Annotated in this window: 18 protein-coding genes; 11 read left to right on the plus strand and 7 right to left on the minus strand. The window is 62.7% G+C overall.

What is annotated here, in order from left to right; genetic code table 11:
• Nucleotides 1-636, minus strand: a 636-nt coding sequence (locus tag CQ019_RS18650) for a hypothetical protein (protein WP_219844268.1), incomplete at its 3' end; no start/stop codon positions are given.
• Nucleotides 637-642: 6 nt separating this feature from the next.
• Here CQ019_RS18650 and CQ019_RS18655 point away from each other — a divergent pair.
• From CQ019_RS18655 to CQ019_RS15595, 10 genes are all read left to right on the plus strand, one after another.
• Nucleotides 643-1,461: a hypothetical protein gene (locus CQ019_RS18655; RefSeq protein ID WP_105719018.1), complete on the plus strand. Its 819-nt coding sequence runs from the start codon at nucleotides 643-645 to the stop codon at nucleotides 1,459-1,461.
• A 13-nt stretch (nucleotides 1,462-1,474) separates the two neighbouring features.
• Nucleotides 1,475-2,482, plus strand: coding sequence for an HAD-IIA family hydrolase (locus CQ019_RS15560; protein WP_105570081.1), 1,008 nt, complete (start codon nucleotides 1,475-1,477; stop codon nucleotides 2,480-2,482).
• Nucleotides 2,483-2,487: 5 nt separating this feature from the next.
• On the plus strand, nucleotides 2,488-2,658 hold the full coding sequence (locus CQ019_RS18595; RefSeq protein ID WP_181148552.1) for a hypothetical protein: 171 nt from the start codon (nucleotides 2,488-2,490) through the stop codon (nucleotides 2,656-2,658).
• Complete coding sequence (locus CQ019_RS15565) at nucleotides 2,655-3,449, plus strand: TlyA family RNA methyltransferase (RefSeq protein WP_105570082.1); 795 nt, start codon at nucleotides 2,655-2,657, stop codon at nucleotides 3,447-3,449. Before CQ019_RS18595 ends, CQ019_RS15565 begins: the two co-directional genes overlap by 4 nt.
• Nucleotides 3,450-3,520: 71 nt before the next feature.
• Nucleotides 3,521-4,546: an NAD kinase gene (locus CQ019_RS15570; protein WP_105554348.1), complete on the plus strand. Its 1,026-nt coding sequence runs from the start codon at nucleotides 3,521-3,523 to the stop codon at nucleotides 4,544-4,546.
• Between the two features lie 103 nt (nucleotides 4,547-4,649).
• Nucleotides 4,650-6,398, plus strand: coding sequence for a DNA repair protein RecN (recN, locus tag CQ019_RS15575; protein WP_105570083.1), 1,749 nt, complete (start codon nucleotides 4,650-4,652; stop codon nucleotides 6,396-6,398).
• 101 nt (nucleotides 6,399-6,499) lie between these two features.
• Nucleotides 6,500-8,182, plus strand: a complete 1,683-nt coding sequence (locus CQ019_RS15580) for a CTP synthase (RefSeq protein WP_105570084.1) — start codon at nucleotides 6,500-6,502, stop codon at nucleotides 8,180-8,182.
• A gap of 68 nt (nucleotides 8,183-8,250) precedes the next feature.
• Complete coding sequence (locus CQ019_RS15585) at nucleotides 8,251-8,904, plus strand: NUDIX hydrolase (RefSeq protein ID WP_105570085.1); 654 nt, start codon at nucleotides 8,251-8,253, stop codon at nucleotides 8,902-8,904.
• A gap of 2 nt (nucleotides 8,905-8,906) precedes the next feature.
• On the plus strand, nucleotides 8,907-9,866 hold the full coding sequence (gene xerD, locus CQ019_RS15590; protein WP_105570086.1) for a site-specific tyrosine recombinase XerD: 960 nt from the start codon (nucleotides 8,907-8,909) through the stop codon (nucleotides 9,864-9,866).
• 4 nt (nucleotides 9,867-9,870) lie between these two features.
• On the plus strand, nucleotides 9,871-10,377 hold the full coding sequence (locus CQ019_RS15595) for an 8-oxo-dGTP diphosphatase (RefSeq protein WP_258134047.1): 507 nt from the start codon (nucleotides 9,871-9,873) through the stop codon (nucleotides 10,375-10,377).
• Here CQ019_RS15595 and CQ019_RS15600 read toward each other — a convergent pair.
• The 6 genes from CQ019_RS15600 to CQ019_RS15625 all read right to left on the minus strand — a co-directional run bounded on the left by CQ019_RS15600 (nucleotide 10,374) and on the right by CQ019_RS15625 (nucleotide 15,550).
• Complete coding sequence (locus CQ019_RS15600) at nucleotides 10,374-10,652, minus strand: helix-turn-helix transcriptional regulator (RefSeq protein ID WP_258133720.1); 279 nt, start codon at nucleotides 10,650-10,652, stop codon at nucleotides 10,374-10,376. The two genes, CQ019_RS15595 and CQ019_RS15600, sit on opposite strands and share 4 nt — an antisense overlap.
• Complete coding sequence (locus CQ019_RS15605) at nucleotides 10,652-11,149, minus strand: DUF2975 domain-containing protein (protein WP_105554342.1); 498 nt, start codon at nucleotides 11,147-11,149, stop codon at nucleotides 10,652-10,654. Before CQ019_RS15605 ends, CQ019_RS15600 begins: the two co-directional genes overlap by 1 nt.
• A 133-nt stretch (nucleotides 11,150-11,282) precedes the next feature.
• The gene (locus CQ019_RS15610) at nucleotides 11,283-12,422 is read right to left on the minus strand and encodes a bifunctional 2-methylcitrate synthase/citrate synthase (RefSeq protein ID WP_105554341.1); all 1,140 of its coding nucleotides are present in this window, start codon (nucleotides 12,420-12,422) and stop codon (nucleotides 11,283-11,285) included.
• A 32-nt stretch (nucleotides 12,423-12,454) separates the two neighbouring features.
• Nucleotides 12,455-13,384 (minus strand): methylisocitrate lyase, encoded by a 930-nt coding sequence (gene prpB / locus CQ019_RS15615; protein WP_105554340.1) that lies wholly within the window; start codon nucleotides 13,382-13,384, stop codon nucleotides 12,455-12,457.
• A 1-nt stretch (nucleotide 13,385) separates the two neighbouring features.
• Complete coding sequence (locus tag CQ019_RS15620) at nucleotides 13,386-14,903, minus strand: MmgE/PrpD family protein (RefSeq protein WP_105570088.1); 1,518 nt, start codon at nucleotides 14,901-14,903, stop codon at nucleotides 13,386-13,388.
• Complete coding sequence (locus CQ019_RS15625) at nucleotides 14,900-15,550, minus strand: GntR family transcriptional regulator (RefSeq protein ID WP_105554338.1); 651 nt, start codon at nucleotides 15,548-15,550, stop codon at nucleotides 14,900-14,902. The genes CQ019_RS15620 and CQ019_RS15625 overlap by 4 nt, the downstream gene beginning before the upstream one ends.
• A 172-nt stretch (nucleotides 15,551-15,722) precedes the next feature.
• Here CQ019_RS15625 and CQ019_RS15630 point away from each other — a divergent pair, with 172 nt between their 5' ends.
• Nucleotides 15,723-17,627: an AMP-binding protein gene (locus tag CQ019_RS15630; RefSeq protein ID WP_105570089.1), complete on the plus strand. Its 1,905-nt coding sequence runs from the start codon at nucleotides 15,723-15,725 to the stop codon at nucleotides 17,625-17,627.
• The last annotated feature ends 86 nt before the right edge of the window (nucleotides 17,628-17,713 follow it).

Below are 17,713 nucleotides of genomic sequence, written 5' to 3' on the forward strand. Positions count from 1 at the left end.
CGTGACGACAACCGCGAAGGTGGATTCCGTGGCAGCCGTGACGACAGCCGTGGTGGTTTCAAGCGTGACGATAACCGTGGCGGCGGCTTCAAGCGTGACGACAACCGCGAAGGCGGATTCCGTGGCGCCCGTGACGATAACCGCGGTGGCTTCAAGCGTGACGATAACCGTGGCGGCGGCTTCAAGCGTGACGACAACCGCGAAGGCGGATTCCGTGGCGCCCGCGATGATAACCGCGGTGGCTTCAAGCGTGACGATAACCGTGGTGGTTTCAAGCGCGATGACAACCGCGAAGGCGGATTCCGTGGTGCCCGTGACGATAACCGCGGTGGCTTCAAGCGTGATGACAGCCGTGGTGGCACCCGTGACGATAACCGCGGTGGCTTCAAGCGTGATGACAACCGCGGTGACTTCCGAAGCAAGGGCGACCGCCCCGATCGCGGAAGCCGTTTTGACGACCGGGGACCAGAGGCACCTCGCGCTCACAACCCGGGCGACCTGCGCATCTCGAACCGTCCCGACCGTGAGCAGTCGCCAGAAATCGACGAGGACGTTACCGGTAAGGAGCTGGATCGCGTCGCACGCGCCCAGCTTCGCTATCTCGAAGAGCGTTCGGCAAGCTGGGTTGCTAAGCACCTTGTAATGGCAGGGCGTCTACTTGAAGAAGATCCAGAGCTGGCCTACGAGCACACACTGGCAGCTTCCCGTCGTGGTGGCCGTGTTGCGGTCGTCCGAGAAGCAGTTGGCATCGCTGCCTACCACGCAGGCAAATATGCTGATTCGTTGCGTGAACTGCGCACTCACCGCCGGATCTCCGGTTCGGACTACAACCTGCCGTTGATTGCCGACTCGTTGCGTGGCCTGGGCCGTGCCGAAAAGGCTATCGAACTGGCGCACTCCGAGGAATGCGCGAACCTGGAAACCGCAGTGAAGGTCGAAATGCATATGGTTGCGGCCGGCTGCTTCGGCGACTTGGGACAACTTGATAAGGCCCTGTCGGAACTGGAGTCCTTGGAGCAGCTAGACTTCAACCGTGCCTATTCGTTCAGCCCGCGTTTGTTCACCGCCTACGCTGATCTGCTTTCCGCAGCTGGACGTGGCGAAGAGTCAAAGCGCTGGTTTGCTCAGGTCGCTACTGCCGAGCGGGCCCTAGGCATCGAGGAAGAAACCGAATCCTTCATCGTGGATCTGGCTCCAGAGATGGACGAAGAGGATGAGCGTCCACGGGCCAAGGACGTGGTTGATGAAAACATCGTCGTCGTAGCTGATGAGCACGATGCTGTCGCAGAGGCCGACTCGGACGAAGCCGAGGAAGACGAAGTTGATACCAAACTAGACGGCATCGACGAAGACGACTCAGTTGCCGAGCAGACCGGCATCGATGAAGAAGACGCACTGGTCGAGGTTCAAGCCGAAGAGGCCGAGGCTGAGATCGAGACCGAAACCGACTCCCAGAAGTAGGAACTAGTACCGAATGCTGATCTCCGGATTTGATTCTGTGCTTTCCGACCTCGATGGCGTCGTCTATGCGGGTCCCAATGGGATCCCCGACGCCGTCGAGTCGTTGAATGCACTAGCCGAAGTAAACGTCGCTCTGGCGTTCATCACCAATAATGCGGGGCGATCGCCGATGTCGGTCGCGGCCCACCTGCGTCAGCTTGGTGTGAAAACCGGTGCTGAGCAGGTTTTCGGTTCTGCCGATGCCGGCGCCGAAATGCTGGCACGCGAATTGAATCCGGGCAGCAAGGTCCTAGTGGTCGGGTCCCCGTATCTGCGTGAATGCATCGCGGTGCGGGGACTGGAAGTCGTCGAATCGCACAAAGACGAGCCGGTGGCGGTGATCCAAGGCTTCGATCCTAACGTCGCATGGAACGATCTAGCCGAGGCAAGCTATGCCATCAACAACGGCGCCCAGTGGGTTGCCACAAACACGGATCTCACGATCCCACGCGCCGAGGGCATCGCCCCGGGCAACGGTTCGTTGGTCCACGCGGTAAAACTGGCCACCGGTGTGACCCCACGTGTGGCCGGCAAGCCTGAATCCTATCTTTTCTCCCGCGCCGCGGACCGACTCGATTCTCGGCGCCCATTGGTAGTCGGTGATCGTCTTGACACCGATATTCTCGGTGGCTATCGGGCGGGGTTCTCAACCGCGCTGGTGCTGACCGGTGTAGATTCCCCGCGCACTGCGCTAGGGGCCCCGGTTGCCGAACGTCCAAACTACTTGATTTCAAGTCTCGCGGACCTCTACCGGCCGTACCCGACGATCAAGGTCCTCGGATATGGGGTTCAAGTCGGCGAGTCTGTAGCGAAGGTGGAAGGTGACTCCATTGAGGTCAACGGGAACGAATCGGACCTGAATGCCTGGCGGGCCGCGTGTCACGCATGGTGGCTGGCTCATTCGCGTCAGCAAGAACATGTCAGCCCAGTAATCCGGTTCACCTCCCGCGGATTGGATACCCTGCGACGAGCACAGAGGTGAATGACGTGAACATGGAACCCCCTCGCCCCAAGCCAGTAGCCCCCATGGACGACCAGCGGGTAGACGCAACGTTGTCCTCGCTAGGGCAGCAGGATGTGATCGCGCACGCCGCAGTATATGAGCAGCTGCTCGATTCCCTCCAAGCCGAACTCAATTCCACGGAGCTCCACGGATGAACCGACTCGATCAGGAACTTGTTTCTCGATCTCTGGCCCGTTCGCGCACCGAGGCCGCCAAGCTCATCGAGGCTCACCGGGTGTTGCTCGATGGAGTGTGCGTCACCAAGGCCGCCAAAAAAATTCCGACCACGGCCAGGCTCGAAGTGCTGGCCAGTATCGGCGAAGAATACGTTTCCCGAGCCGGGCACAAGCTTGCCGGAGCACTAGATGTGTTTACGACCGTCGACCCAATGTCTATGCGCTGTCTCGATGCAGGAGCGTCGACCGGCGGATTCACCGATGTGCTATTGCGCCGCGGGGCTAAGCATGTAGTGGCAGCCGATGTTGGGCATGGACAGCTCGTCGATCAGATCCGCCAAGACCGACGGGTTTCGGTTTTTGAAGGGCTTAACGTTCGTTATCTGAAACCCGAAGATATTGGAGGAGAAGTCGACCTTGTAGTGGCCGACTTGTCCTTCATCTCCTTGCGCTTGGTGATCGATGCGCTCGCGGGAGCAACACGCCTAGGCGGTTCCTTGATGTTGATGGTCAAGCCGCAGTTTGAAGTTGGCCGCGACCACTTGAACCGCACCGGTGTGGTTTCATCTCCCGAGCTACGCCGCAGCTCCATTGAAGGCGTCGTGAAAGCCGCGCGGGAAGCCGGGCTGGAGCTTTGCGGAGTAGCCCGCAGCCCGCTGCCCGGACAAGACGGCAACGTTGAATTCTTCCTTTGGCTCGGAAAAGTTCCAACCGGTCATCAACAATCGGTCAGTGAAACCGAAATGTGGGACGCGGTTGACTACTCTTAGAAGTGACTTGCTTGTGCGGTGACATACTCAGCGCCAAGCACATACCTCGAACCAGAGAGGGGCAGCCTGCCTTGCGACGCATTCTAGTTTTCACCCACACCGGGCGCCAAGAAGCGATCGCCGCGGCCATCGAAACCTGTGGGTTGCTCGATGCGGCAGGTGTGATGCCGGTAATGCGTCAAAAGGATCACGAAGCAGTGCTGGAGGCCAGCCACGGGCTGCAGGTTCCCATGGAGATCTTGGACCAGGACTGCACCATCGATGAGGTGGATCTGGGCGTAGTCCTTGGCGGCGACGGGTCGGTGCTGCGCGCCGCGGAACTGGTCCGCCAAGCGCCGCTGCCATTGGTCGGCGTGAATCTAGGGCATGTCGGTTTCCTTGCGGAGGCCGAGCGCTCCGAGCTGGCGAGCACCGTACGGGATCTCGTCTCCGGTGCATATTCCGTCGAAGAGCGGATGACCATCGAGGTTAAGGTGTGGTTGGACAATGTCTGCCTGGCCGAAACTTGGGCTCTGAATGAAGCCGCCGTTGAAAAAGCCAACCGTGAACGCATGATCGAAGTGGTAATCGAGGTAGACGGTCGACCAATCTCCACATTCGGCTGCGATGGCGTCGTGATGGCTACCCCCACCGGATCTACCGCATATGCATTCTCGGCTGGAGGCCCGGTAGTTTGGCCAGAGGTTGCCGCGCTGATTATGGTTCCGATTAGTGCGCATGCGCTGTTTGCCAAACCGCTGGTGGTTTCCCCGGACTCGGTTATGGCTGTGGAGACGCTCACTCGCTCAGAGGCCGGTGCGGTGCTGTGGTGCGATGGGCGCCGTACCATCGACCTGCCTCCGGGTGCACGCATCGAGGTTACGCGCAGTGAAATACCGGTACGCATGGCTCGCTTGAACACCACTCCTTTCTCCGAACGTCTGGTGAAGAAGTTTGAATTGCCCATCCAGGGTTGGCGCGGACCTGCCGACGAGGACGATCGTCGTCCGGCGACCACCGCGCTGCAGGTGACCGGCCCGGGCTTTCAAAGCATTGAGCCGCACCACAAAGACGAACCAAGCATCCCCTTGGTAGCCCGTGACGAAACTAAGCAGTAGGAAACACGACCCGCAGTAACGATATTCGAACAAACTTACGATTGAGCAAGTACTATTAGGACGAGAACTGGAACGCATGAACTAGAACGACCGGGAGCGGGCTATGATTCAGGAAATTTCGATCTCCAACCTTGGCGTGATCACTAAGGCAACTCTGCCACTGGGGCCGGGGTTGACGGTAGTCACCGGTGAAACGGGCGCGGGTAAGACCATGGTCATCACCGCCTTGTCACTATTGCTTGGGCGGCGGGCCGATGCAGGTGCCGTGCGAAACGGCGCCAAGCATGCGCTGGCCGAAGCGGTCGTGCATCTGGAGCCCGACAATCACGTACTTGAATCCGCCACCCATGCCGGCGCGTTCGTGGACGAGGTGGGGGAGAAGAGCGAACTGATCCTCACCCGGTCGCTGTCCGCGCAGGGGCGCTCGAAGGCGACTGTCGGAGGACGAAGCGCTCCGGTAGGTTTGCTGGCCGAATTGGGCCAAGAGCTTGTCGCGGTGCATGGCCAGTCCGATCAGATCCGTCTGAAGGAAGCCAGCGCGCAGCGCGACGCGCTGGACCGTTTCGCTGGCTCGGCCCTTGCCCGCACGTTAAGCAGCTATCAGCGCACCTATCGGCAGTGGCGCACCGCCAGCAAGGAACTCTCGGCGCTGAAGCAAGACTCGCGAGATCGGGTGCGCGAAGCCGAAAATCTACGACTGGCTCTCGACGAGATCGATTCGCTGGAGCCAATGCCAGGCGAAGACGAACAACTGCGCGAAACCGCAATCAAGCTGGGCAATGTCGAATCGCTGCGCAACGCCAGCCAGCAGGCTCGCGCGATCGTCGACAGCGAAGATTTTGAGACCCCCGGGATCACCACCCTGGCCGAATCCGCTCGCGGTGTGCTCGCGCAGTCAAGCGGCGATGATCCAGCATTGGCGGCATTTGCCGAGCGCGCCGCAGAATTGGGCATTCTCGCCTCCGAACTTTCTAGTGATATGGCCAGCTATGTTTCGGACCTCGATGAAGAGGGGCCGGAGCGGCTGGCGCTGATCGAATCCCGCCGCGCGGAACTGAACAAGCTGCTGCGCAAGTACGCACCGAGCATCGATGAGGTGCTTGCCTGGGCTGATGAGTCCCGACAGCGGCTGGAGCAGCTTGGTTCCGATGACACCCGCATCGAGGAGCTCGAAAGCACGGTGGTCGAACTGGAGCAGAAGGCCGCGTCGCTGGCTACCGAACTATCCGAGTCTCGTCGTAAGGCGGCCGCAAAGCTCTCCAAGCGGGTCAGCGAGGAATTGACGGCGTTGGCCATGCCGGATGCGAAACTATTTGTCGAGATCAGTGAATTGCCTGAACCCGGTGCCTACGGCCAAGACCAGATCGAGATGCTGCTTGCTCCGCATGCCGGCGCCTCGCCGCGGCCGCTGGGCAAGGGGGCCAGTGGTGGTGAGCTCTCACGCGTGATGCTTGCCATCGAGGTGGTGCTCGCGGCGGTGGACCCGGTGCCAACCTTTATCTTCGACGAGGTCGACTCGGGCGTGGGCGGCAAGGCGGCGGTAAGCATTGGTGAGAGGTTAGCCATGCTCGCGCGCCATGTGCAGGTCATTGTGGTCACACACCTGCCCCAGGTTGCCGCTTACGCAGATCGTCATATCCGGGTGATCAAGACCTCAAATGGAAAATCCGCGGCCGGTGCAGGGTTTACCGCCAGCGATGTAATCACCTTGGACGAGGCCGAGCGCGTGCGCGAGTTGGCGCGCATGCTGGCAGGTCAGGAGGATTCCGACACCGCGCAGGCGCATGCCGAAGAGCTGCTCGCCGACGCGCGAAAGATGGTCGACGCTCTGGTGACGAAGAGCGCACGCTAGATTGCGGAATCGGACTTTGGCATCGCGGATGCGTGTCGTAGAGTTGCAAAGTGGATGGTCGGTATTCGCGCAAGCGAGCAATGGTGATAGGATGAAATCCCGTGGTGCAGCGTAATTTAACTCGTGATTCTCGGTCGTCTGAAACGACAAAGCATATCTTCGTCACCGGCGGTGTGGCCTCCTCCCTGGGTAAGGGATTGACGGCATCCAGCCTTGGACATCTACTTCGAGCTCGTGGTCTCTCAGTGACCATGCAGAAGCTCGATCCGTACCTGAACGTCGATCCAGGTACAATGAACCCCTTCCAGCACGGTGAAGTCTTCGTTACCGACGATGGCGCAGAAACCGACCTGGACATTGGACACTATGAGCGTTTCCTGGATGAAAATCTTCCAGGCAGCGCGAATGTGACCACCGGTCAGGTTTACTCAACCGTTCTGGAACGCGAACGTCGCGGCGAATACCTGGGCGACACCGTCCAGGTCATCCCGCATATCACCGATGAGATCAAGCGCCGTATGCGTTTGGCCGCCACCGATCCCGGTGCCGGCAAGTCCGCCCCGGACGTGATCATCACCGAAATCGGTGGCACCGTCGGCGATATCGAATCCCAGCCATTCCTCGAAGCGGCCCGCCAGGTCCGCCAGGATATCGGCCGGAAGAACGCCTTCTTCGTGCACGTCTCCCTCGTTCCATACATTGGTCCAAGCCATGAGCTGAAGACCAAGCCAACCCAGCATTCGGTGGCAGCCCTGCGCTCCATCGGCATTCAGCCAGACGCACTGGTAATCCGCTCGGACCGTGAAATTCCCGACGAGATGCGCGCCAAGCTCGGCCGTACCTGCGATGTGGAAACCGAAGCGGTCATTAGCTGCGCCGATGCGCCAAGCATCTACGAAGTTCCCAAGATCCTGCACTCCCAGGGCCTTGACGCCTACATCGTGCAGACCTTGGAACTGAAGTTCCGCGACGTGGACTGGGAGGGCTGGGACCGACTGCTGGACGTGGTGCACAACCCGAAGCATGAACTGACCATCGCTCTGGTGGGCAAGTACATCGATCTGCCAGATGCCTACCTGTCGGTTACCGAGGCGCTGAAGGCCGGTGGTTTCGCCAATGAATCCAAGGTCAAGATTCGCTGGGTGCCATCGGATGACTGCGCCACCGAAGACGGTGCACGCAAGTCGCTTGAGGGCGCCGAAGCGATCTGCGTCCCCGGCGGATTCGGCATTCGCGGCTTGGAAGGCAAGCTCGGAGCATTGCGCTTCGCTCGCGAAAACCAGATTCCAACCCTCGGCCTCTGCCTGGGGCTGCAGTCGATGGTGATCGAGTACGCCCGCAACATGGCCGGCCTGCCAGGGGCTTCCTCGACCGAATTCGATCCAGAATCTTCCACCCCGGTCATCGCGACCATGGAAGAGCAGCTGAGCATCGTTGACGGAAAGGGCGATCTTGGCGGCACCATGCGTCTGGGACTGTATGACGCGAGGCTCGCAGCAGGATCGGTCTTGGCTGAAACCTATGGCAAGACCGAGGTCGCAGAACGACACCGTCACCGCTATGAGGTCAACAACGCCTACCGTGCGCAGCTCGAAGAAGCAGGTCTGGTCTTCTCTGGTACCTCCCCGGACGGACAGCTTGTCGAGTTCGTGGAACTGCCTAAGGACGTACACCCGTACTACGTCTCCACGCAGGCCCACCCGGAACTCTCCAGCCGCCCAACCCGTCCGCACCCGCTGTTTGCAGGTCTGGTCGCCGCGGCGCTGGCCAAGCGCAACGCCTAAGCAAAACCCGGTTCTAAACCGTCTAAGGTAGTACCAGCAAGGTAATACCTATAGAAGGGCCCGTTCGCGTGGAACCACAACCGATAGCCGATGAACTTTCACCACGAGAGCTCATCGCCAGCGAAACCGTTTATGAAGGACGCATCTGGAATGTCGTCCACGATACGGTGCAACTTTCGGATGATGGAACCCGCATCGAGCGAGACTACATCGTGCACCCTGGTGCCGTGTCGATTCTCGCCCTCGATGGGCGTGAACGGGTCCTTCTCGTTAACCAATACCGTCACCCGGTAGGCATGCGGCTATGGGAGCTACCCGCTGGCCTGCTCGACGTGGCTGGCGAGCCGCCCTTGGACGGGGCGAAGCGCGAGCTCTGGGAAGAAGCCGATAGCACCGCCGAGACCTGGTCGGTGCTCACCGACGTGTTCCTCTCACCGGGCTCTTCCTCCGAGGCATTGCGCATCTTCTTGGCGCGCGATGTGCAGTTGGTGCCAGAGGACCAACGCCACGCACGGACCGAAGAAGAAGCTGAAATCATCACCCGCTGGGTGCCCTTGGACGAGGCTGTTGCCGCAGTGCTCGCCGGGGAGATCCACAACCCTTCGGCGGTCGTCGGCCTGCTGGCAGCGCACGCGGCCCGAGCCACCGGTTACGCCTCGCTACGCGAGGCCAACAGCGCCTTCGAAGCGCACCCTGGGCTGCGCAGCAAAGCCTCATCGTAGCGATGAGCCTTCCCGAGCACGCCGCGGTACCAAGCCCGAAGTCCTCGAAGTTCGCTTCCGCGCTACGCCGCTACTTGCAGCATCTGGCCATTGAACGCGGACTGGCGAAGAATACGCTGGAGTCCTACCGGCGGGATCTGACCCGGTACCAAGAAGCGTTGGAAGCGCGCGGCATCACCGACCCGGCACGCCTCACCGAGAATGAGGTCAGCGGCTACCTGCAACAGCTGGCCCGCGGGGATGCGGAGCACCAGGCGCTGGGGGCGCGTTCGGTCGCCCGGCATACGGTGGCCATCCGGCAGCTGCATAAGTATTGGGAGCTGGAGGAAATCTGCTCCCCGAATCCGGCCCGCGAGGTGCAGCCTCCGGCCGTCGGCCAGTCGCTGCCCAAGGCGATCAGCATTTCTGCCGTCACCCAGATCCTCGACTCGATCGCTCTCGATACTCCCGCGGGGTTGCGCGATCGGGCGATTCTCGAATTCTTGTACTCCACCGGGGCGCGCATTTCCGAGGTCGTCGCCCTGGACGTCGACGACCTGCACTTTGCCGCCGACGCGGTAGTGCGGCTGTTCGGCAAGGGCTCCAAGGAACGCGTTGTTCCGGTGGGCGGATATGCGCAACGCGCGGTGAGCGACTATTTGGTGCGGGCCCGTCCGGGGCTGGCCGCCAAAGGCAAGGGCACTCCGGCGTTGTTCTTGAATCAGCGCGGTGGGCGGCTTTCGCGCCAGTCGGTGTGGCTGATCCTGTCCAAGGCCGCCGAACGCGCCGGGATTCAGGGCGATGTTTCCCCGCACACGCTGCGCCACTCTTTCGCCACCCATCTGTTGGAGGGCGGTGCGGATGTTCGCGTGGTGCAGGAACTGCTCGGCCATGCCTCGGTCACCACCACGCAGATCTACACGAAGGTCACCGTCGATTCGCTGCGGGAGGCGTACCTCTTCGCGCACCCGCGCGTGAACTAGCGGAGTGGAGGCCACTACGATGGTGACCCAGCCGCAACCCGTCGCGCTCTTGGCGCTGCTGCGCGAAGGCACCCGGGGCACCGAGCTGCTATTGGGACGCAAGCTGCGCGGCTTTGGGCGGGGGAACATTGTGCTGCCGGGCGGAAAGATTGAGCCCGGGGAGTCTGCGCAGCAGGCTGCGATGCGGGAGTTCCGCGAAGAGACCGGGGTTTGTGTGCAATCGGCAGATCTGACGCTCGCCGCCCGGGTGGCCTTCACCTTTCCGGCGAATCCGCGCGCGGATATGGACTGCGCGGTCTTCACTGCGCGAATCGCCAGCGGAATGCCCGCGCCCAGCGAGGAACTTGAACCGTTATGGTTCCCTGTCGGCGAACTGCCGGTGAGGCAGATGTGGGAGGATTCCCCACTCTGGCTCCCGGCCTTGGCTGCAGGGACGCGGTTCACCGCGAAGATCATTCTGGCCGCGGATAATCTGGCGGTGCAATCGATCGATTTCGAGCCCTGGGACTAGGCTATTTTCGACGCGTCGGATGGAAGCGTGGCTTGGGACAGCGGAGCTTCGGATCCGCGCGGATCGTGGTTTTCGGCTTCGAATATCAAAAGGTCGCCCGGCTGGCAATCCAGGACCTGGCACAGCGCTTCCAGTGTGCTGAAGCGCACCGCCTTGGCACGTCCATTCTTCAGGACCGCAAGATTGGCCGGGGTAATGCCGATCCGCTCGGCTAATTCGCCGACCGCCATTTTGCGTCGGGCAAGCATCACATCGATATCCACTCGAATGGCCACTAAATCACCCCGCCCAACTCGGTGCGTAGCATGGCCGCTTGGGCTTCGGTGGTCGCCGCCTGCGACAGCAGATGACGCAGCACCAAGACGATCAGGGCGATGCCCGCTAGCAGGACACCGAATCCGCCGACCAGGAGCACTACGCCGGGAGCCACCGCCTCGCCCGGGGCCATGATCGCGCCAAGTACGAATGTCAGCACCGCTCCGGAGGCAATTGCGGTGATGATGATGTTGACGAATTTGAATGAGGCGTGGGTGAATACCGTTCCGCGCCGCACCCGGGCGACCAGCTTCCAGACGCAGACGCAGCAGATCTGAACGATCAGCAGGGCCAATACCGCGTAGCTGAACAACGAGATGCGCAGGTAGGCGAATTCTGCTGGACGGTCGGCCAGTTCCATGGCCGCCAGGGGGATCATGAAGCATTGGATGAAGAGTGAGCCGAGGACTACCAGTCCCAGCACGATTCGCAACGCCAAAGTGCTCGATTTACCCATGTGACACTCTCCAATTGTCGCTTAGCGATGCATACCTATCGAAAAACAATAGACCGAACCTGCCGGAAACGCAAGAGCGGGGTCGGACCCGTAGGTCCGACCCCGCCGAATGAGCCGTAGCTGCGCTAGGTGTTTACAGGGCGCGCTGCTCCGGGCCGTTGTATGCGGACAGCGGCCGGATCAGCGCGTTGGAGGCGCGCTGTTCGAAGATGTGGGCGGTCCAGCCGGTGATTCGCGCCGCGATGAAGATCGGCGTGAACATTTCGGTGTCGAAACCCATCAGGTGGTAGGTCGGGCCCGCCGGATAGTCGAGGTTCGGCTTGATCGCCTTGGCCTCGTCCATCGCGGATTCCAGCCCGTCGTACAGGCCGAGCATTTCGGAGCGATCGTAATGCTCGATCATCTTATCCAGCGCGGCCTTCATCGTCGGCACGCGCGAGTCCCCATGCTTGTAGACCCGGTGGCCGAAGCCCATGACCTTCTTCTTCGCGGCGAGGGCTTCTTCCATCCACGTTTTTGCGCGGGCCGCGGCATCCTTGCGCGACTCGTTCTTGTCGATTCCGATCTCGTCGAAGGTGTGCATCACCGCCTCGTTGGCGCCGCCGTGCAGCGGACCCTTCAAGGCGCCGATGGCACCGGTAACCGCCGAGTGCAGATCCGCGAGCGTCGAGGTGATCACTCGCGCGGTGAAGGTGGAGGCGTTGAAGGAGTGCTCCGCATAGAGCACCATCGACACGCGGAACGCGTCGACTACCGCCGGCGCGGCTTCTTCGCCGAAGGTCATCCACAAGAAGTTCGCCGAGTAGTCCAGGTCCTCGCGCGGAGGCACCACTTCCTGGCCGCGGCGGCGGCGCTGATCGTAGGCAACGACCGCCGGGAAGGCGGCGAACAGCTCCTTCGCCTTGCGCAGTTCCGCCTCGGGGGAGGAGTTCTCCGCCTCCAGGTGGTTCGCGCCGATCACCGAGACCGCGGTGCGCCCGACATCCATCGGGTGGCAATCTGTGGGCAGCAGATCGATGGCTGCCTTCACCCGCGGATCGAGCGCACGATTGGCCCGCTCGAAGGCGCAGAATTCGGTCAGCTCCGACTCGCTGGGCAGCTCGCCGGTCCAGAGCAGCAACGCGACCTCTTCAAAGGATTTGTTCGCCGCCAGATCCTGCACCGGGTAGCCGCGGTAGAGCAGCGAGTTGGTGTCCGGGTTGACCTTGGAGACGGCCGTGTAATCCACGACGACGCCTGCAAGGCCCTTCTTGATTTCCTCGGTGGTGGTCATGAGTTCATCCTCTTCGTTGATGGATTCCCGTGCTAGAGGTTCGAGTTGTTGGTATCGATGTCCAGGGTGGGGACTTGGAAGTTGAAGATCCCGGTGTCGAACCGGTTGTACGCCTCGTAGTCGACAAGCTCGTAGAGGCGTGACCTGGTTAACATGTTATCCACTTCACGCTCCTGAGTCCCATCCTCGCTGATTGCGTCGAGCACACGCTCGGCGGCGCCCATGGCGCTGCGCAGCAAGGTCACCGGGTAGATGATCAGCGCGACGCCCGCGTCGGCAAGCTCCTGGCGGTTGAACAGCTCGGATTTGCCGAACTCGGTCATATTCGCCAGCACCGGCACGTCGACCGCGTTGCAGACCGCTTCAAATTCCGAAACATTCTTCATCGCCTCGGGGAAGATCGCGTCGGCCCCGGCATCGACCATCGCCTTGGCCCGGTCGATGGCCGAGTCCAGCCCCTCCACCGCGCGGATGTCGGTGCGCGCCATGATCAGGAAGTTCTCATCGATGCGTGCGTCCGCGGCGGCGGCGATGCGCTTGAGCATGGTGTCGGTATCCACCACGTTCTTGCCGTCCAGGTGGCCGCAGCGCTTGGGGTTGAACTGGTCCTCGATGTGGCAGCCGGCCAGGCCGGCGTATTCAAGTTCCTGGATGCTGCGGGCCACGTTCATCGGCTCGCCGAATCCGGTGTCCGCGTCCACGATCGCCGGCAGGTCCGTCATCCTGGCGATCTGCCCGGCGCGGGTGGCGACCTCGGTCAGCGAGGTCAGCCCGATGTCCGGCAGGCCCAGGTCGTTGGCGAGCACCGCGCCGGAGATGTAGACCCCGTCGAAGTTCTTCTCGCCGATCAGCTTGGCCGAGAGCGGGTTGAACGCCCCGGGGAACTGGCGGGCGGCACCCGGGGTGAGCATTTCGCGCAGCGCGACCCGCTTCGCGGCGGGGGTGAGGGTTGAGTACAGCATGTTAGAACAGGCCCTTCGGTGCGTTCGACTGGTCGATCACGCCGGTGGCGGCGACGATGTTCAGCTGCTCCAGCTCGCCGGCGCCGAGGTTTTCCAGGTTTTCGGCGGCCGCGATGAAGCGGTCGATCTCCTGCTCGTCCACCAGGCCCGCGGCCAGGCTGCGGAACTTGTTGATGTACTGCTCGCGGGCGAAGGGGCGGGCGCCCAGCGGGTGCGCGTCTGCCACGGCGATCTCATCGGTGATCACGGTGCCGTCGTTCAGCGTGATTTCGACGCTGCCGCCGAAGGCCTTTTCCGCGATGTCCAGCGAGTGGTAGCGGCGGGTCCATTCGGCGTCTTCTTCGGTGGTGACCTTGTGCCACAGTTCGACGGTATCCGCGCGTCCGGCTCGCTCCGGGGCGTAGGAGTCCACGTGGTGCCAGGCACCGTCCTGCAGCGCGACGGTGAAGATGTAAGGGATCGAGTGGTCCAGGGTTTCGCGCGACGCGGTCGGATCGTACTTCTGCGGGTCGTTGGCGCCGGAACCGATCACGTAGTGGGTGTGGTGGGAAGTCTTGATCAGCACCGAGGCCACGTTCTTCGGATCGGTGGCTTCCGGGTGCTCGCCGTGCAGCTTGCGGGCCAGGTCGATCCAGGCTTGCGCCTGGTATTCGGCGGAGTGCTCCTTGGTGTAGGTGTCCAGGATCGCGCGCTTGGCCTCGCCGTCCTCGGGCAGCGGCACCTCGTAAGCGGCGTCCTTGCCATCGAGCATCCAGGCGATCACGCCGTCTTCGCCTTCGTAGATTGGGACCGGGGAGGTCTGCCCGCGCATCGCGCGGTCGGCGGCCTCGACGGCCATCTTGCCGGCGAAGGCCGGGGCATGGGCCTTCCAGGTGGAGATCTCGCCCTTGCGCGACTGGCGGGTCGCGGTGGTGGTGTGCAGGCCCTGGCCGACGGCCTGGAAGATCGTTTCCAGATCCAAGCCGAGCAGGGTGCCGATGCCTGCGGAGGCCGAGGGGCCCAGGTGCGCCACGTGATCGATCTTGTGCTTGTGCAGGCAGATCGCCTTGACCAGGTCGACCTGGATCTCGTAGCCGGTGGCGATGCCGCGGATCAGGTCCTTGCCCGAGGCCCCGGTGTGCTGGGCGACGGCGAGGATCGGCGGGATGTTGTCGCCCGGGTGGGAGTACTCGGCGGCCAGGAAGGTGTCGTGGTAGTCCAGCTCGCGCACGGCCACGCCGTTGGCCCAGGCCGCCCATTCGGGGGAGACCTTCTCGGTGATGCCGAAGACGTTGGCGCCCGTCCCGCCGGTGGACGGCGCGTGGGCCAGTGCCTGGGTGCGGGCGGCGATGATCGGGCCGCGGTTCAGCGAGGCGATGGCCACCGAGGCGTTGTCGATGATGCGGTTGATGATCATGTCGGTGACCTCGGCGGTGACCTCTACCGGGTCGACCGCGACGGAAGCGATCTTGTGGGCGAGCTGATCCTCGCGGGCCAGATTTTCCTCGGAGCGGTAAACGCGAACTGGATGATTGATCATGGTGTCCTTTCAGAGGCGACCGCGTGGGTCATGATGTGTTCAAACGATTGGTGCAGGTGCACGGTGGTGGCCGCCGCGGCGACCTCTGGTTTGCCCGAAGCGATGGCCCGGGCGATCGCCGCATGCTCGCCGGCGGACTGCTCGAGCCGATCGGGGTTGTCCTTGGCCAGCCGGCGCACCCGTTGCAGGTGGACGCGCAGCGTGCGCAGCGCGTGAGATAGGTAGGCATTATTGGCCGCGTCGTCGATCATTTCGTCGAGTTCGCCCACCAGCTCGTAGTAGCCCTCGGTGGGGGTGCTTGCACGCAGCTGCTTGGCGGCCGTTTCGAAGCGCCGTGCCAGCTTGGCGAAGGCCTCGCTCCGGCTTGAGCGGGCCGCGAGCCGCGCGCTTTCGCATTCCAGCGCCCGGCGCAAGACGAACAGGTCCTCGACGTGGGATTCGGAAACCTCGGAGACGATCGCACCGCGCCCGCGCTGCTGCACCGCCAGCCCGTCGGCGACCAAGCGGGCCAGTGCCTCACGCACCGGGGTGCGGGAGACTCCGAGCCTGGCCGACTGCTCCACCTCGGCGAGTACCGTGCCCGGTGACAAACGCCATTCGACGATGTCTCGGCGCAGGCTCTCGTAGACCTTGTCACTTGCTTTCATGGTTCGATTGTATACACGAATAGCGAAAAAGCGACAGAGAGCCCGAATATTTTTCGTCAAATAACGAGAAATGTATACATAACACTTGCGATCATGTGACTGCGCTCATACGCTTGGAATCGAAGTTACCGCACAGCCGCCGGGTGATGACGCCCGGCCCCAGGAGGGAAACATGGCACAGGAATACCGTCAGGCCTTTGACCAGGCCGCTGCCGATCCGGCCGCGTTCTGGCTCACCGCCGCCCAAGATGTGCACTGGGATAAGGAACCCACCCAAGCCATCGACGACTCGAAGGCGCCGTTGTACAACTGGTTCCCGGACGGCGAGCTCAACCTGTCGGCCAACGCGCTGGATCGGCATGTGGCCGCCGGGCGCGGAGACTCCACGGCCTTGGTCTACGACTCGGCAATGCTGGGGACGAAGACCGAGTACAGCTACAGCGAACTGCTTCGCGAGGTCGAAATCTTCGCCGGCGTGCTCAAATCCCGTGGGGTGGAAACCGGGGACCGCGTACTGATCTACCTGCCGATGATCCCGCAGGCGGTCATCTCCATGCTGGCCTGCGCGCGGCTCGGGGCGGTGCACTCGGTGGTCTTCGGCGGATTTGCGCCCAAGGAACTGGCCGCGCGCATCAACGACTGCGCGCCGGTCGCCATCGTCACCGCCTCCGGCGGCATCGAACCCTCGCGGCATATCGAATACCTGCCGGCCGTGGCCGAGGCGCTGGCGCTCGCCGATGCCTCGGTGCGCGATGTCATCGTCGCCCACCGCGAAGGCTTTGCACATACGCCCGGCGAATATCAGGGCGCGGCGGCGGTGAACTGGCTGGATTGGGACGAGCTGGCCAAACTCGCGCAGCCGGCCGGACCGGTATCGGTTCCCTCCACGCATCCGCTGTACGTGCTGTACACCTCCGGGACCACCGGGGCACCGAAGGGCGTGGTGCGCGATACCGGCGGCTACGCCACCGCGCTGCAGTATTCGATGAATGCGATCTACGACGTGCACCCGGATGATGTCATGTTCACCGCCTCGGATGTGGGCTGGGTGGTGGGGCACTCCTACATCGTGTATGCCCCGCTGATCGCCGGGGCCACCTCCGTGCTCTACGAGGGCAAGCCGATCGGCACCCCGGACGCGGGCGTGTTCGGGCGCATCATCGAGGACCACAAGGTCACCACGATGTTCACCGCGCCGACCGCCCTGCGCGCGGTGCGCAAGGCGGATCCCTCCGGTGCCATGATCGCCTCCCACGACCTGTCCACGCTGCGTGCGCTCTTTGTCGCCGGCGAGCGGCTGGACCCGGACACCTACCATTTCGCGGTGGACCTGCTGGGAATCCCGGTGGTGGATAACTGGTGGCAGACCGAAACCGGCTGGCCGATCGCCTCGAACCCGCTGGGGTTGGAGGAGCTGAGCGCCAAGGCCGGCAGTCCGACCACCCCGGTCCCCGGATTCAACGTGGAGATCCGCGACGCACTGGGTGAATTGGTGCCCGCCGGTGCCGAGGGGAACATCGTGATCAAGCTGCCGCTGCCGCCGGGCGCGCTGACCACCCTGTGGGGCAACGACCAGCGGTTCATCGACACCTACCTGAGCCAGATCGAGGGCTTCTACCTGACCGGCGACTCGGGATTCCTGGACGAAGACGGGTATCTGTTCGTGATGGGCCGCACCGATGACGTGATCAACGTGTCCGGGCACCGGTTGTCCACCGGGGCGATGGAACAGGTGCTGGCGAGCCATCCGGCGGTGGCCGAATGCGCGGTGATCGGCATCAGCGACGCGCTCAAGGGGCAGCGGGCCAGCGGCTACGTGGTGCTCAAATCCGGTGTCGACACCGATGCGGAGACGCTGAAGAAGGAGATCGTCGCGCTGGTGCGCCAGCATATCGGCCCGGTCGCCGACTTCCGCGAGGTCACCGTCGTCGCCGGACTGCCTAAAACCCGTTCGGGCAAGATCCTGCGCAAGACCATGCGGCAGATCGCGGACGGCAAGGACTACACGGTGCCCTCGACCATCGAAGACAGCACGGTGCTCGATGACCTGACCCGGTACCTGCGTCCACAGGCCTAGCCCGGAACCTCCGACGGTTAACGCTGCAAGGGCCTGGCCCCGCAGAAATTCTGCGAGGCCAGGCCCTTGCCTTGTGCGGTGGATAA

Origin of the sequence: Arthrobacter sp. MYb229 (assembly GCF_002975405.1) — a bacterium.
Classification (GTDB): domain Bacteria; phylum Actinomycetota; class Actinomycetes; order Actinomycetales; family Micrococcaceae; genus Glutamicibacter.